The sequence below is a fragment of the Tsuneonella sp. CC-YZS046 genome (genome assembly GCF_035581365.1).
Taxonomy (GTDB): Bacteria; Pseudomonadota; Alphaproteobacteria; order Sphingomonadales; family Sphingomonadaceae; genus JAWKXU01.
The window spans coordinates 787,112-800,772 of sequence record NZ_CP141590.1; the positions used below are offsets into that span (position 1 = coordinate 787,112).

Below are 13,661 nucleotides of genomic sequence, written 5' to 3' on the forward strand. Positions count from 1 at the left end.
GGCGGGGCGGCGGCAATGCACGCTCATTAGGCCGACACCGTTCTGAATCCGATATGGGATGCGCCCGCGCTCTCATCCTGCGCATGGCGCGCCTCAGGGCGGTATCGCGCGCAGTAATTGGGAGCGCACAGGAACGATCCGCCCTTGATTACCCGGGCCCGGACATCGGGTTGGCCCGGATAGTAGCTGGGGTTGCCGTTGGGGTTTTCCGGAAAGGCGCCGTGGCCCGGCAGATACCAGCTGCGGGTCCATTCCCAGGCGTTGCCGATCATGTCGTCCAGCCCGAAGCCGTTGGCTTCATAGCATCCGACCGGCGCCAGGCGCGGATGGCCGTCGTCGTTGGTGTTCTCGACCGGGAAGCTGCCTTGCCAGGTGTTGGCCTTGCGCGGACCAGGCTGATCGAGGCTTTGTTCCGCCCCGGCGCGAGCGGCATATTCGAACTGCTCCTCGCTGGGCAGGGCGCGTCCCTTCCACGCCGCATAGGCCAGGGCGTCGGAATAGGCGACGTGAACCACGGGCAGATTGTCGCGTCCGGCCAGCGAACTTTTCGGACCGTCGGGATGGCGCCAGTCCGCGCCCTCGACCCACGACCACCATTGGCTCGGCTCTACCGGCACTTCGCCGGGGCCGGGCGGATCGAAAACGATCGACCCGCCTTCTCGCTCCGCCTGGGTGATGTGTCCGGTGGCGGAGGTGAATTCCGCGAATTGACGGTTCGTCACTTCATGGCGGTCGATCCAGAAGCTGTTTACCCGCGCTTCATAGGCCGGCCCCTCATCGGGATAGGCCGCGTCGCTGCCGAACCGCGCCAGCCCGCCGGGCACCCAGACCTGATCGTCCAGAATGCCCGCGCAGGCAGGCGCCGCCGAGGGCCGCGCCACGCCATCGCTCCCGCCGATGAAGGCGAACGCCACCAGCGGGAGCAGGGCAAGGGCGGTCCTGGCGATCACGGCCGGTAAAGCCTCTGGTCGGGCAGGACGACGCCTACATCCTTGGCGTAAACCTCCCAGGCGGCCTTGAGCTGGTTCAGCCGCTCCGGCTCCTGCGCGCTCAGATCGGTCGTTTCACCCGGATCACTGGCGATATTGAAGAGCTTCCACTCGCCATTGCCGAGATCCACGATCTTCCAGTCGCCTTGCCGGATCGCGCGCGATCCGAACAGTTCGACGCCATAGGCTTCATCCTTGCCATAGACCCGGTCGCTCCCGCCCTTGAGATAGGAGACCCAGCTCTTGCCGCGGATCGGCTCGACCTGCCGCCCCTGAAAGCGGCCCTTGTGATCGGGGATGCCCGCCAGTTCGAGGAAGGTCGGAGCCACATCGGCAACGGAAAGGAAAGCGGTGCCGATTCCCTTCGGCTGGCTCAGCCCCTTGCCGGTGATGAAGGAAACGGTGCGCGTGCCTCCTTCGGTGGCATAGGCCTTGTAAAGCCAGGAAGGAGCGGTGGCCGCTTGCGCCCAGCCAGGGCCGTAGGTGATGAACGATGTCGCGCTGCCCCGATTGTCGAAGCTGTTGTCGGCCGACGCCGCAAGCGCCTGGAATTGCGGGATTTCCGAATGCGTCAGATCCAGCCCTTCGGCGCCATTGTCGGCGAGGAACACGATCACGGTGTTATCGTATTCGCCCGTTTCCTTCAGCGTCTGGATCACCCGGCCGACATTCTGGTCGAGCCGGTCCACCATTGCGGCGTAGATTTCCATATCGCGCGCGGCGACGCGCTGTTCCTCGGCGGATAGCGTGTCCCATTCTCCGTGGCGCAACTGGGGTTGATGGGCGGCGACCTTGGGATCGAGCAGGCCCAGCTCGACCTGGCGCTTCAGCCGCTGCTGGCGCAGCGCCTCGAAGCCCGCGTCATACTTGCCGCGATATTTGGCGATCTCCTGGGGCCGCGCCTGAAGCGGCCAGTGCGGCGCGGTGAAGGCGAGATAGGCGAAGAACGGCTTCCTGCCGTCCGGCCCGGCCCTGGTTGCCTTCAACTGGTCTATCAGCTTGCTGGCGAAAGTGTCGGAAGAATAGAAATCATCCGGCAATTTCGAGAGCGTCTTGCCGTTTTCCCGATAGGTTGCGCCGAACCGCAGCCCGCTGGGCTGGGGATTTTCCGCGAGCCCTATGCCGAAGTGATTGTGCCCGCCTTGCAGCAGGGCGAATGTGTGCTGGAAGCCGCGCGCGTGCGGGTCCTGCTCCGGCGTCAGCCCGAGATGCCACTTTCCCGAAAGCAGCGTGCGATAGCCGCCAGCTTGCAGCAGTTCCGCCAGCGAAGCCACCTGCGGGCGCAGATAGCCTTCATGCCCTTCCTTGCCGCGCTGGTTGGGCGCGACCAGCTCCGCCATCGTGCCGAGACCGGCGCGATGATTGTCGGTGCCCGAGAGCAGCATGGAGCGCGTGGGCGAGCAGGTGGGAGCGGTGTGGAAGCCGGTGAGGCGAACGCCGCTGTTGGCAAGCGCATCCAGATTGGGAGTGTCGATCTCGCCGCCGAAGGCGCCGAGGTCCGAATAGCCGAGATCGTCCGCCACGATGATGAGGAAATTGGGCTTCTCGGGTGTTTCGGCATGGGCTGTGCCGGACAGGGCAGCGACGGCTGCCAGAGCGAGGATAAAGCGGCGCATCAAGCGTCTCTCCGTAAGTTCGGTGGGATGCGGCCACGATCCAGGGAACGAAGATCGCGGCCGCAGTCCCGGGCTGGAGGCTGCCTTATTCGGCGGCTTCCAGGGTCTGCTGCTGGTCCGGAACGATCGCCCGGCTGCGGCTGCCGTCGATCGCGATCGGCACATCTCCGGCGATCGTCGCGCGGCGCAGAGTTCGGCGCTGAAGCCCGAAGTCGGCGATGGCGCGATGCTGGGTGGAACGATTGTCCCAGATCGCCACGTCATTCGCCCGCCAGCGCCAGCGCACGGTGTTTTCCGGCTTGGTCACATGCTCCTGCAGGATCGCGAGCAGGCGTTGCGAATCCGGCCCGCTCAGCCCGACGAACTTCTTCACGAAGTGGCCGACAAGCAGCGCCCTTTCGCCGGATTCGGGATGAACCCGAACGACCGGATGCTCTGTCTCGTAAACCGTCGAGGCGAAGATTTCCTTGTGGTAATTGATGCGGTCGGTAGGCGCATTCGCGAAAGCCGATGCATAGTCATAATCGTTGGTGTGGACTGCCCAGAGGTTGTCCACCAGCGTCTTCAGCGCATCGGGCAGTTCCTCATAGGCGGTCACGCCATTGGCCCACAGCGTGTCGCCCCCTGCTTCAGGAATATTGATCGCGCGCAGGATCGAAGCTTCCGGATAAGCGGGCACGAAGGTTACGTCGGTATGCCAGCTCGAAGCGGCGTAGCCTTCCTTGGAATCCAGATCGAGCAGGAATCTGGAGCCTTCCGCGACCGGCACCGTCGGATGAGCCACCGGCTCGCCCAGGCGCGCCGCAAAAGCTTCCTGGCCGGCATCGTCCAGATGGATCTGGTCGCGGAAGAAGATCACCTTGTGCCGGATAAGCGCGGCGCGGATGGCCGCGACCGTCGCGTCATCGAGATCCCCGGATAGGCGGATACCGCGAATTTCCGCGCCGATCCGGCCTGCGACTGGCACGATGTCCAGCGGGCTGTCGGCTTCTCGGGCGTTCACGAAGTCATGCGTGATTACAGTCATGGGTATTCTCCTTTCAGGAATTCAGGATTTGAGGCTGGGGCCGACCGGGCGGTCGCCAATGATCGTCACCCGTTCCATGTGGCGGGCGTCGGTGTAGTCCGGCACGGCGTAGTGCTGCGTGGCGCGGTTGTCCCAGAAGGCGATGGAGCCGGGCTTCCAGCTCCAGCGGACCTGGAACTCGGGGCGCTTCACCTGGTCGAAGAGGCGCGTCAGCAGCGCTCGGCTTTCACTCTCCTCCAGGCCGACGATGCGGCGGGTGAAGACCGAGTTGACGTAAAGGACCTTTTCCCCCGTTTCCGGATGTATCCGGACGACGGGATGCTCAACCGGAGGATATTGAGATCTCAGCGCTTCACGCTTTTCCTCGGTGTCGAGGAATTGCAGGAAGATTTGCGGATCGTGGATTGCGGTCAAGCCGTCGATCCGCTCCTTGGTTTCATCGTCGAGCGTTTCGTAAGCTGCCACCGCATTGGCGAAGACCGTGTCTCCACCCAGCGAAGGGGAGACGCGCTGGATCAGGATCGAGGCGGCGGAAGGCTCCGCGCGGAACGTGGTGTCCGCATGCCAGTTGCCATCGCTCGTCTGGCGGTATTTGCCGGCCAGTTCCTGCGAAATGAGCGGCAGGATCTCCGGATAGTCCGGCAGCGAGAATACCGGATGCACCTCCAGTTCACCAAACGCCGCGCCAAGCGCGATATGCTGTTCGCGGGTCAGGTTCTGGTCGCGGAAGAACAGCACCCGGTAGTGAAGCAATGCCGCGCGCAAGGCATCCCGCGTCAGGCCGTCCAGAGGACGGGAGAGGTCTATACCCGAAACGAGTGCGCCAAGGCTTGGCTGGAGAGGGGTTACATCGAACAGCTCGGTTCCGGCGTCGCGTTCCAGCAATTGGACTGTCATTGGAGTTCTCCTTTCCCTTACAGTTTGGTGCGCACGGTCACGCCATAGGTCCGGGGATCGCCCACCTGGCCGGTGACAATGCCGGTGTTGACTGGCGAAAGGCTGAGGAAATAATCCTTGTCGAACAGGTTCTTGCCCCAGATCGAAACATCCCACAGCCCGTCGGACGAGCGGAAGCCGATGTGGGCATTGGCCAGGCCGTAAGCGGGGATTTTCGCCCAGGCCGAGTTGCTGGACGAAGTGTTGAAGGAAGACCGGTGCGACCAGTCGGCATGGGCGTAGAGTTCAAGCTCGCGCCCGCCGAGCGAGCCCGCCGGCAAATTGCCGTCGACACCCAGGGAGTAGGTGAATTTAGGCACGCCCGGCAGCCGATCGCCGGACAGATCCTGTATCGCCGAGATATTGAGACGTTCGACCGCCTGCGGGGCGTTGGTATATTCGCGATAGGTCGCATCGGCATAGGCGATGGAGGCGTTGAAGCTGAAACGCTGGCTGGGAGCGAAAGTCAGATCGGCCTCGAAGCCGCGCGAGCGAACCTTCGGAATGTTGGCGATATACTGCCTGTAGTTGACCGTGTTCTGGACCTGCTCGGTGATCGCGGTCTGATAATCCGAGATCTCGGTCCAGTAGAGCGCGCCATTCAGGGTCAGGCGGCGATCGAGGAACTGGGACTTGAAGCCCACTTCGTAGGCATCGACCTTTTCCGGCCGGACCTCCGCCTCGATCCCGGCCGGCAAATTCGTAAGGTTGAGGCCGCCAGACTTGTTGCCGCGCGAATAGCTTGCATAGAGCAGGGCATCGGGCGCGATCTTCCAGCTCAGCGAGACCAGGCCCGACAGGCTGTTGTCGGTGAAGCTGGTGGAATAGCTGGTGATCGGATTGAACTGGTTGCGGATGGCGGTGGCCGTCGCCTGCAAATCCGGCAGGGTGGAAAGATCGATGCCGGCGACCCAGAACTGGCTGAACGCGCCTTCCTTCTTCTCATGGGTGTAGCGCAGGCCGCCCGTCAGCGTCAGCGTATCGCTGACCTTCCAGTCGAGCTGGCCGAAGGCAGCGACCGTCTTGGTCTCCGGCGTCGAGGTGGAATTGGCTTCGAAACCGTCGAGCGCGGCTTCCCATGCGGCAAGGGAAGTCGGTGCGGTCGGCGGCCTGTTCCAGAGCGCCGCCGCCGGCCCATAGGCAGACTTGCCGTAGCCGCGAATGATCTGCCAGAAATAATAGCCGCCCACGACATAGCTGACCGGCCCGTCGCCTTTCGAGGCCACGCGGATTTCCTGGCTGAACTGGCGCTGGCGGTTTGCCTGCTGCGCCTTGGTGATGATCGGCAGCGAGGTGCTGTCGCCATCGTTTGCCGGATTCCAGTCCCACCAGCGATAGGCGCTGATGGCGGTCAGGGCCGCGCCGCCGAGATCCCAGTCCAATTGGCCGGAAACGCCATAACCCGCCATGTTCGACTGGTAATGGCTGTTGGCTTCGCCGCGACGGGCGAACGGGTCGATTGTCGGCAGGACGTAGTCCGGGAAGCGGGCGGCCCGCGTGGTGAAATTGTTGGGGATCGCGGCCCCGTTTTCATAGGTGGTGTTGTTCGCGACGAAGAGATTCATCACGAAGTTCTGCTTCTGGCGCGAATAGTCGCCGATGATCTTGAGTTCGACGTCCTCGCTGGGCGTGAACAGCAGCTGCCCGCGGATGCTGGCGTTGTAATAGTCCTGCGCCCGTTCGTCCTGCGTCACATTGTAGAGGTAGCCCCGCCGTTCGGTCAGCGCTCCGCTGACGCGCACCGCCAGCAGGTCGGGGACGAGCGCCCCGGACGCGGAAGCGCGCAACTGGTAGTAACCGTAATTGCCGACCGACGCCTCGCCGGAGAACTCCGGATCGAAGCTGGGCTTACGGCTGGTGATGTTGATAACGCCCGAGGTGGTGTTCTTGCCGAACAGGGTGCCTTGCGGGCCGCGCAGCACCTCTATGCTTTGCAGGTCGACGAGATCGAACTGGGAAAGCCCGACACGGCCGTAATAGACATTGTCGATATAGAAGCCGACGCCGTTCTCCAGGCCGTCGTTGGTCAGCGCGACATTGCTGCCCAGGCCCCGGATATTGATGTTGGTGTTGCGCGGATTGAAGCTGAACACCTGCAGGCTGGGCACCTGCTGCTGGATCTGGGTCAGCGTGTAGTCGCCGCGCCGCTCGAGCGATTCCGCGCTGACGACGCTGAGCGCGATCGGCACGTCCTGCGCGTTCTCGTCGCGACGGCGCGATGCAGTCACCACGATGGCGTCCGACAAGTCGCTTTCGGCAGCTGTCGAGAGCGAGGCCGAAGCATCCGCCACGGTATTGATGTCGCTTTCGGCATGTGCGGTGCCGGGAAGGGCGAGGAAAGCGCTTCCCGCGAAAAAGGCAGCCTTGTGCCTGGATGAAAGGCGCGGGGCGGTTTCCCTCTTTTTTGCCCGCGCGCCGGAATAAACGAATGAATCCATGTTATATAATGCCCTGAAACCTTGAGAAAAAAGTCATCTGTCAACCTGCGTTGGCCGCAGGCCATGGCCGACCAGAAGCCAGCAGCGCAGGCGAAAACCTGGTCCGTAAGCCGGGCCGCATCGGGGCCGGCGGACAGCCGGATGCATCTGGCAAGCCCAGACAAGCCAGCGTCGACTGCGCTGAAATCACGAAGAGGGATGACGGACGCCTACACCCGGCTCCAGCGTGTCGCTGGAAGCATCGAAGGCGTTCAGGCCAGGCCTGACAGCTGCCCGATCATATCTTCATTGGCTATGGATTGCTGATTGAATGCATGCGCATCGTATCACCTCATCGAAGTTGAGGGGAACACGGTGCTTGGCGTTGTCGCCTGAGCATCGCGCGCTTTAGCGGTTGGTAACGCGGAGCAAGCTGCTTCCCGATCAAAAGCCGCGGACCCCGAAGAAGCGAAAGAGGCAGGCGGGATCAGACTTGCCTCTTGAAAGTCAAGCTAGTGAGTAGACATATTGCCGTCAATGATAGTTTGTCTTTGCGACCCTCAAGCCAAGCCATAGTGAGCCGGTTTTACGGCAAATTACGCTTCCGGAAACTTGCCTGAATTTTGTCCGCAGGAAAGCTGAGTTGCTCCCCTGTTTCGGAAGGAAATCCAGTATTTTCATTTATTTGACCAGTGCTTCCCCCACCAGATTCTGCGCTTCGGCGCCGCTCCAGTCGAAATCGCCGGCGATCCGCCAGACCTCGCGCCCTTGCGCGTCGTACAGGAGAGTCATCGGCAAATTGGCTCCGCCATAATGGAACGCCAGTTCGTTTTCCGGGTCCAGCCACGGTTCCAGTTTTCGGTAGCCGTTTTGCTTGAAGAACGGCGCGACCTTCGCCGCCCCCTGCATGTCCTGACTGATGGTGACGACCCGCAGCTTGCCCTGCATCCGGCTGGCCAGATCGTCCAGCAGCGGCATTTCCTTCACGCAGGGCGCACACCACGTTGCCCAGAGATTGATCAGCGCCGGGGTGCCTTGCAATTCCGGCAGGTGAAGTTTTTGCCCATTGGGATCGGCAAAGGTGAAATCGGGCAGGCGGCTGCCCGCATGGCTGCGGTCGGGCGATCCTGCCGCTGTCGCCGGGCTTCCGGCATTGGCTTGCTCCTTCGCCGCCGGTTGCGCTGGCGGCTGGCTTTGCCTATCGCAGCCGCCATTGATGACGGCGAGGCCCAGGACGGCAAGTGTGAGCGACAGCGAAGGCAATCGGGATAGGGATCTGTCCAAGGGAGGCTCCAACCAGATGTGGGGCGGGCGCTTCGCGGAAGGGCCCAGCGCGATCATGCGCGAGATAAACGCCTCGATTCCCTTCGACAAGGCGCTGTGGCGGCAGGACATCGCCGCATCGAAGGCGCATGTCGCGATGCTCGGCAAGCAGGGCATCGTCTCGCAGGATGATGTGCAGGCGATCAGCGTGGGTCTGGATCGCATCGCGGGCGAATATGCGGCGAACGGGGTTCCGGAGGACTGGAATCTCGAGGACATCCATATGACCACTGAAAGCCGGCTGGCCGAGCTGATCGGCCCGGCGGCGGGGCGGCTGCACACGGCGCGCAGCCGGAACGACCAGGTGGCGACCGATTTCCGGCTGTGGGTGCGCGACGCCATCGATCAGGTGGATGCGGGGCTGGCCGAGCTGCAGAAGGCGCTGGTCGCGCGCGCCGGCGAACATGCCGATTCGATCATGCCGGGGTTCACCCATTTGCAGACCGCGCAGCCGGTCACGCTCGGCCATCACCTGATGGCCTATTACGAGATGATCCGGCGGGACAGGTCGCGCTTTGCCGATGCTCGGGCGCGCCTCAATGAAAGCCCGCTGGGTTCGGCCGCCCTGGCAGGCACCGGCTTTCCGATCGACCGCGATGCGACCGCGCAGGCGCTGGGTTTCGAACGGCCCACCAATAACAGCCTCGATGCCGTGTCGGATCGCGATTTCGCGCTGGATTACCTGATGGCTGCGGCGCAATGCTCGCTGCATCTTTCGCGTCTGGCGGAAGAGTTCATCATCTGGGCAAGCCAGCCCTTCGGCTTTGCCGCCCTGCCGGATGCGCTCAGCACCGGCAGCTCGATCATGCCGCAGAAGAAGAATCCGGATGCGGCGGAACTGGTGCGGGGCCACGCGGGGCGGATCGTGGGTTGCGCGACGGCACTTATGGTCACGATGAAGGGCCTGCCGCTCGCCTATTCTAAGGATATGCAAGACGACAAGCCGCCGGTATTCGAGGCGGCCGGGCTGCTGGGCCTTTCCATCGCCGCAATGACGGGAATGGTGGCCGAAACAGCTTTCCGGACGGAACGCATGCGTCAGGCCGCGCAGCTGGGCTATGCGACCGCCACCGACCTGGCCGACTGGCTGGTGCGGCAGGCGGATATTCCGTTCCGCGAGGCGCATCACATCACCGGGGCGGCGGTGAAGCTGGCCGAAAGCAAGGGGATCGCGCTCGAGGCGCTGAACCTGGAGGAATTGCAACAGATCGATTCGCGGATTGGCGAGGCGGTCTATTCTGCGCTATCCGTCGAGGCTTCCGTTGCCGCTCGTTGCAGCCATGGCGGCACCGCGCCGGCGGAAGTCCGCAAGCGCGTGGCCGAAGCGCGGCGCGCGCTGGGCATGGATGGCGCGGCATGAAGGGAAATACAGCGATGCGCGTATTTGCGCTTTTGCCTTTTGCCGCTGCGCTTGCGGCCTGCGGCGCCCGCACGGAACTGCAGCCGGCGCCAGGCGCTCAATTGCCGGTCGCGCCATACGGTGCGACGGAACAGCCGACCGCCGACAAATTGCTGCTGCCAGAGGTGCAGGCCGAGCCGGAGCGCAGTGTGGAATTGCGCAAGCGGTCGGAACAACGGGAGGACGACCCCTTCGACCTTCCGCCGCAGAACTGAAGCGCACGAAAGCGGATAATGGATTATTTTGCTTACAGGGATGGCGTTCTCCATGCGGAGGATGTGCCGCTCGATCAGATTGCCGAAGAGGTGGGAACGCCCGCCTATGTCTATTCGCGCGCCACGCTGGTGCGCCATGCCCGCGTCTTTCGGGAAGCGCTCGATGTGCTGCCGCGCAGGCAGATCGCCTTTGCCGTGAAGTCCAACCCCAATCTCGCGGTGCTCAAGCTGCTTTCAAGCGAGGGGTTCGGGGCCGATGTGGTTTCCGGAGGGGAGCTGGAGCGCGCCCTTGCCGCGGGGATGTCCGCCGAGGGCATCGTCTTTTCCGGGGTGGGCAAGACCCGGGCCGAAATGCTGCGCGGGCTTGAGGCGGGCATCGGCCAATTCAATCTCGAATCCGAGGAAGAAGGTGTGGAGCTTGCGGCGCTTGCCGCCGGGCACGGCTTTACCGCGCGCGCCGCGCTGCGCGTCAATCCGGATGTGGATGCCGGCACCCATGGCAAGATTTCGACCGGCAAGGCCGAAAACAAGTTCGGCGTTCCTTATGACCTTGCAGCGGGCATCTATGCGCGACTCGCCGCCTTGCCGGGCATGGATATGCGCGGGCTTGCCGTCCATATCGGCAGCCAGCTCGCCAGCCTGGACCCGCTGGAGCGGGCCTTCCTGAAAATGGGCGAACTGATGCGCGCCATCCGCGCTCAGGGCGACAGCGTCACCCATATGGATCTCGGCGGCGGGATCGGGGTGCCCTACAAGGCCGGCGAGGTTTTCCCCAGCCCGGCCGAATATGGCGCGATGGTCGCGCGCGTCACCGCCGATTGGGACGTGACCCTGATGTTCGAACCGGGGCGCGTCATTACCGGCAATTCCGGCGTCCTGATAACCCGCGTGATCCGCGTGAAGCCGGGTGTGACCAGCCCGTTCGTGATCGTGGATGCGGCGATGAACGATCTGGCCCGCCCGGCGCTATACGATGCATGGCACGATTTTATCGCCATCCGCCCGTCTGGAGAGACGATCACCGCCAATATCGTCGGCCCGATCTGCGAAAGCTCCGACACTTTCGCGATGGGGCGGGCCATCGATGCCGTGAAGCCGGGCGATCTGGCCGCGTTCCGCACTGCCGGGGCCTATGGCGCGACCATGGCGAACACATACAACAGCCGCCCGCTCGTCCCTGAGGTCATGGTCGATGGCGATCGGTGGGCCATCGTCGCCAATCGCATAGATCCGGCTGCGATTCTCGCGGCGGAGCGGGTTCCGGACTGGCTGGCCGAATGAGAAGCCTGCCGCTTTTCCACCGCATCTCCGGGCAGCCGGTGATCGTGCTGGGGGAAGGAGAAGCGGCTGAGGCCAAGCGGCGGCTGGTGGAACGGGCGGGAGGCGTCGTCGTCGCCGACCCCGAAGAAGGCATCCGACGGAATGCGCGGCTCGCATTCGTCGCCCATGACGAGTCCGTCAGGGTCGAAGCCGCTTCGGAGCGGCTGCGCGAGGCGGGTGTGCTCGTGAATGCTGCCGACCGTCCGGATCTATGTGATTTCACTGTGCCGAGCGTGCTCGATCGTGATCCGGTTCTGATCGCAATCGGTACGTCGGGCGCTTCTGCCGGTCTGGCCAAGGCCATTCGCCTGCGGCTGGAAACCCTGCTGCCGCAACGATTGGGAGTACTGGCCAAAGCGCTCAACTCTGCCCGTTCAGCCTTGCGTGCCAGGTGGCCTGATGCCGGGGAACGGCGGCGTGCGCTGGATGCGGCGCTGGCGGAAGGGGGAGCGCTGGACCCGTTGCGTGAGCAATCCGCCGATGCCGTGCCCGAATGGCTTGAGAATGCTCCGCCCGGAACGGAGGCCGGGCTGATCGAGATCGAACTCACCAGCGACGATCCGGAGGATCTGACGCTGCGCCAGGCCCGGCTGCTCGGCTCGGCGGATGCGATCCTGTATACGGCAGGGGTTGCGTCCGCCATTCTTGCCCGCGCCCGGGCGGATGCCGTGCGGCACTGCGTATCGAACGATCCGCCCGGGGCAAGCGGCAGGGAAGGACTGGTGATCCTGTTGCGGCGGCAGTGAGGTCAATCCTGGAACGCGCTGCCCGACAAGGCGTCGATCGCGGCTTGAAGGATGACCGCGGCAGCCGCTGAATCGATGCGGCCAGCGCGCTTTGCCCGGCTCATGTCCTGATCGATCAGGCTGCGTTCCGCACTGGCGGTGGACCAGCGCTCGTCCCAGAGCAGTATCGGCAGCCCGAGAACCCCGAGATTGCGCGCGAAGGCCCGGTTCGCCTGTGCGCGGGGACTTTCGCTGCCATCCATGTTGAGAGGCAGGCCGATCACCAGCCCGGCGACCCCTCGTTCCACCGCCAGGGCCTCCAGCGCCGCCTTGTCGCGCGCGAACTTGCCGCGCGGGAAAGTCTTGCCCGGCGAGGCGAACCGCCAGCCGGCATCGCAGAAGGCGGTGCCGATGGTCTTGGTGCCGGGGTCCAGCCCCATCAGCACGCCGCCATCGGGCAGGGCTGCGCGCAATTCCGCGGCCTGGGCCGTAATCAGTGGCTGGCTGCCCACGCCTGCACCCGCTTGCCGACATCGGCTTCCAGATTTCGCCAGAACAAGGGAATATCATAGACGTGATAATTGTTCCCCGGCAGGACATATTGGCCAAGCTTGGGCGGTTCGCCGATCAGCAGCAGGCCGGATGGATCGCAGCGGGCGGGAACCATGCCCGGCTTGATCTTGGCGTCCTTGAGATCGCGGTCGGGCACCAATGTTCCCAGATTATCCTTCGCCGGCGCTTCGCCGCCGATAACTCCGGTCAGCGGATTGGTGCACAGAATCGCGCTGTTCCCGCGCAATTGCCCATCGAAACCGACGGACTGGGCATAACGGTCCATGACCATGGCGGGATCGGCCGGTTCCGCGAAGCTGGACCAGGCGATGATGCAGCCGGTCTGATCCGGCTTCTCGCAGGGCGGCATGCCCAGGGAAGGAAGGTCGTGCTCTACTGAAATGGGCCAGCCGATCGGATAGGCGGCGACGATCCGCCGGGCAAGCGGCGTGCCCGCCACATGCTCCTTGAGCAGCCGGGTCAGATGGAGCGCCCCCTGGCTGTGCCCGGCCAGAACAATCGGCATCTTCTCGTCGACGCTGGAAAGAAAGAACTCGAAGGCCTGCTCCACGTCCTTGTAGGCGGCATCGAGCGCCATCTGCGCCTCCGGCGCATCGGTCAGGAAGGCGCCGAACGTTGCCTGACGATAGCGCGGCGCCCAGATCTCGCTCGCCGCGTCGAAGGGACTGGCCATCCCGCGCAGGAAGATACGGGCGCGCTCCTGCGATTCCTCGTCGTCCAGCGGGGCGTTCCAGTACGAACGCTGAAGATAGCTGGTGGGGTGGATGAAAAACACCGCGAACGAAGGGCCGACCTCGGTGGGATCGGTCGAATCCACGGGAGCGGGGGAAGGGAGCGGCGCTGCGTTTGCAGTATTCGCAGGCGGTGTGGAAGCGTCTTCGTCCAATGCTTCCGGCGAGGGCTGCCAGCGCGAAGGATCGTCCTGCCCGATGCCGGGCCGGGAAAACCACATGGCCGGGTCTTCATAAGCGTTTGGAGCCAGCGATGCCTGCTGCACGAACTCGCTGCGGGGGACGAAGGCGAATTCGGTCAGCTCGCGCGACCATATCCGGAGAGCGAACAGCGCGGCAATGACCAGCACGGTCAGCAGCGCGATGAGGTAGAGGAACTTGCGGGCCATA

Annotated in this window: 12 protein-coding genes; 4 read left to right on the forward strand and 8 right to left on the reverse strand. The window is 63.9% G+C overall.

The annotated features are described in order from the left end of the window. Positions 1-26: 26 nt before the first annotated feature. From U8326_RS03925 to U8326_RS03950, 6 genes are all read right to left on the reverse strand, one after another. On the reverse strand, positions 27-950 hold the full coding sequence (locus U8326_RS03925) for a formylglycine-generating enzyme family protein (RefSeq protein ID WP_324742493.1): 924 nt from the start codon (positions 948-950) through the stop codon (positions 27-29). After that, on the reverse strand, positions 947-2,608 hold the full coding sequence (locus tag U8326_RS03930; protein WP_416385505.1) for an arylsulfatase: 1,662 nt from the start codon (positions 2,606-2,608) through the stop codon (positions 947-949). Before U8326_RS03930 ends, U8326_RS03925 begins: the two co-directional genes overlap by 4 nt. An 82-nt stretch (positions 2,609-2,690) precedes the next feature. After that, positions 2,691-3,632, reverse strand: a complete 942-nt coding sequence (locus U8326_RS03935; RefSeq protein WP_324742496.1) for a TauD/TfdA family dioxygenase — start codon at positions 3,630-3,632, stop codon at positions 2,691-2,693. A gap of 21 nt (positions 3,633-3,653) precedes the next feature. After that, positions 3,654-4,529 carry a TauD/TfdA dioxygenase family protein gene (locus tag U8326_RS03940; RefSeq protein ID WP_324742497.1) on the reverse strand — a complete coding sequence of 292 codons (876 nt, stop codon included), beginning with the start codon at positions 4,527-4,529 and terminating at the stop codon, positions 3,654-3,656. Between the two features lie 17 nt (positions 4,530-4,546). Further along, positions 4,547-7,006, reverse strand: a complete 2,460-nt coding sequence (locus U8326_RS03945; RefSeq protein ID WP_324742498.1) for a TonB-dependent receptor — start codon at positions 7,004-7,006, stop codon at positions 4,547-4,549. Positions 7,007-7,666: 660 nt separating this feature from the next. After that, positions 7,667-8,248: a TlpA disulfide reductase family protein gene (locus tag U8326_RS03950; RefSeq protein WP_324742499.1), complete on the reverse strand. Its 582-nt coding sequence runs from the start codon at positions 8,246-8,248 to the stop codon at positions 7,667-7,669. A gap of 37 nt (positions 8,249-8,285) precedes the next feature. Between U8326_RS03950 and argH the strand changes: the two genes are divergently transcribed. Genes argH through U8326_RS03970 form a run of 4 tightly spaced genes read left to right on the forward strand, consistent with a single transcriptional unit; the run spans position 8,286 to position 11,988 of the window. Further along, entirely contained in the window at positions 8,286-9,668 is a 1,383-nt protein-coding gene (gene argH, locus U8326_RS03955) for an argininosuccinate lyase (RefSeq protein ID WP_324743514.1), read from the forward strand. Continuing rightward, on the forward strand, positions 9,665-9,922 hold the full coding sequence (locus U8326_RS03960) for a hypothetical protein (protein ID WP_324742500.1): 258 nt from the start codon (positions 9,665-9,667) through the stop codon (positions 9,920-9,922). The genes argH and U8326_RS03960 overlap by 4 nt, the downstream gene beginning before the upstream one ends. A gap of 18 nt (positions 9,923-9,940) precedes the next feature. Next, the gene (gene lysA, locus U8326_RS03965; protein WP_324742501.1) at positions 9,941-11,203 is read left to right on the forward strand and encodes a diaminopimelate decarboxylase; all 1,263 of its coding nucleotides are present in this window, start codon (positions 9,941-9,943) and stop codon (positions 11,201-11,203) included. After that, complete coding sequence (locus U8326_RS03970) at positions 11,200-11,988, forward strand: siroheme synthase (RefSeq protein ID WP_324742502.1); 789 nt, start codon at positions 11,200-11,202, stop codon at positions 11,986-11,988. The genes lysA and U8326_RS03970 overlap by 4 nt, the downstream gene beginning before the upstream one ends. Before the next feature lie 2 nt (positions 11,989-11,990). On the opposite strand, the gene ruvX is transcribed toward U8326_RS03970, so the two are convergent. Together ruvX and U8326_RS03980 are read right to left on the reverse strand one after the other, a co-directional pair. Beyond that, entirely contained in the window at positions 11,991-12,479 is a 489-nt protein-coding gene (ruvX, locus tag U8326_RS03975) for a Holliday junction resolvase RuvX (protein WP_416385506.1), read from the reverse strand. Next, positions 12,461-13,660: a DUF3089 domain-containing protein gene (locus tag U8326_RS03980; RefSeq protein WP_324742503.1), complete on the reverse strand. Its 1,200-nt coding sequence runs from the start codon at positions 13,658-13,660 to the stop codon at positions 12,461-12,463. The genes ruvX and U8326_RS03980 overlap by 19 nt, the downstream gene beginning before the upstream one ends. Between the last annotated feature and the right edge of the window lies 1 nt (position 13,661).

Bases quoted from the DNA above. Each gene is read 5' to 3' on its own strand.
- U8326_RS03935 (WP_324742496.1), bottom strand. From the start codon at position 3,632: ATGACTGTAATCACGCATGACTTCGTGAACGCCCGAGAAGCCGACAGC.
- U8326_RS03940 (WP_324742497.1), bottom strand. From the start codon at position 4,529: ATGACAGTCCAATTGCTGGAACGCGACGCCGGAACCGAGCTGTTCGAT.
- U8326_RS03945 (WP_324742498.1), bottom strand. From the start codon at position 7,006: ATGGATTCATTCGTTTATTCCGGCGCGCGGGCAAAAAAGAGGGAAACC.
- argH (WP_324743514.1), top strand. From the start codon at position 8,286: ATGTGGGGCGGGCGCTTCGCGGAAGGGCCCAGCGCGATCATGCGCGAG.
- U8326_RS03960 (WP_324742500.1), top strand. From the start codon at position 9,665: ATGAAGGGAAATACAGCGATGCGCGTATTTGCGCTTTTGCCTTTTGCC.
- lysA (WP_324742501.1), top strand. From the start codon at position 9,941: ATGGATTATTTTGCTTACAGGGATGGCGTTCTCCATGCGGAGGATGTG.
- U8326_RS03970 (WP_324742502.1), top strand. From the start codon at position 11,200: ATGAGAAGCCTGCCGCTTTTCCACCGCATCTCCGGGCAGCCGGTGATC.
- U8326_RS03980 (WP_324742503.1), bottom strand. From the start codon at position 13,660: ATGGCCCGCAAGTTCCTCTACCTCATCGCGCTGCTGACCGTGCTGGTC.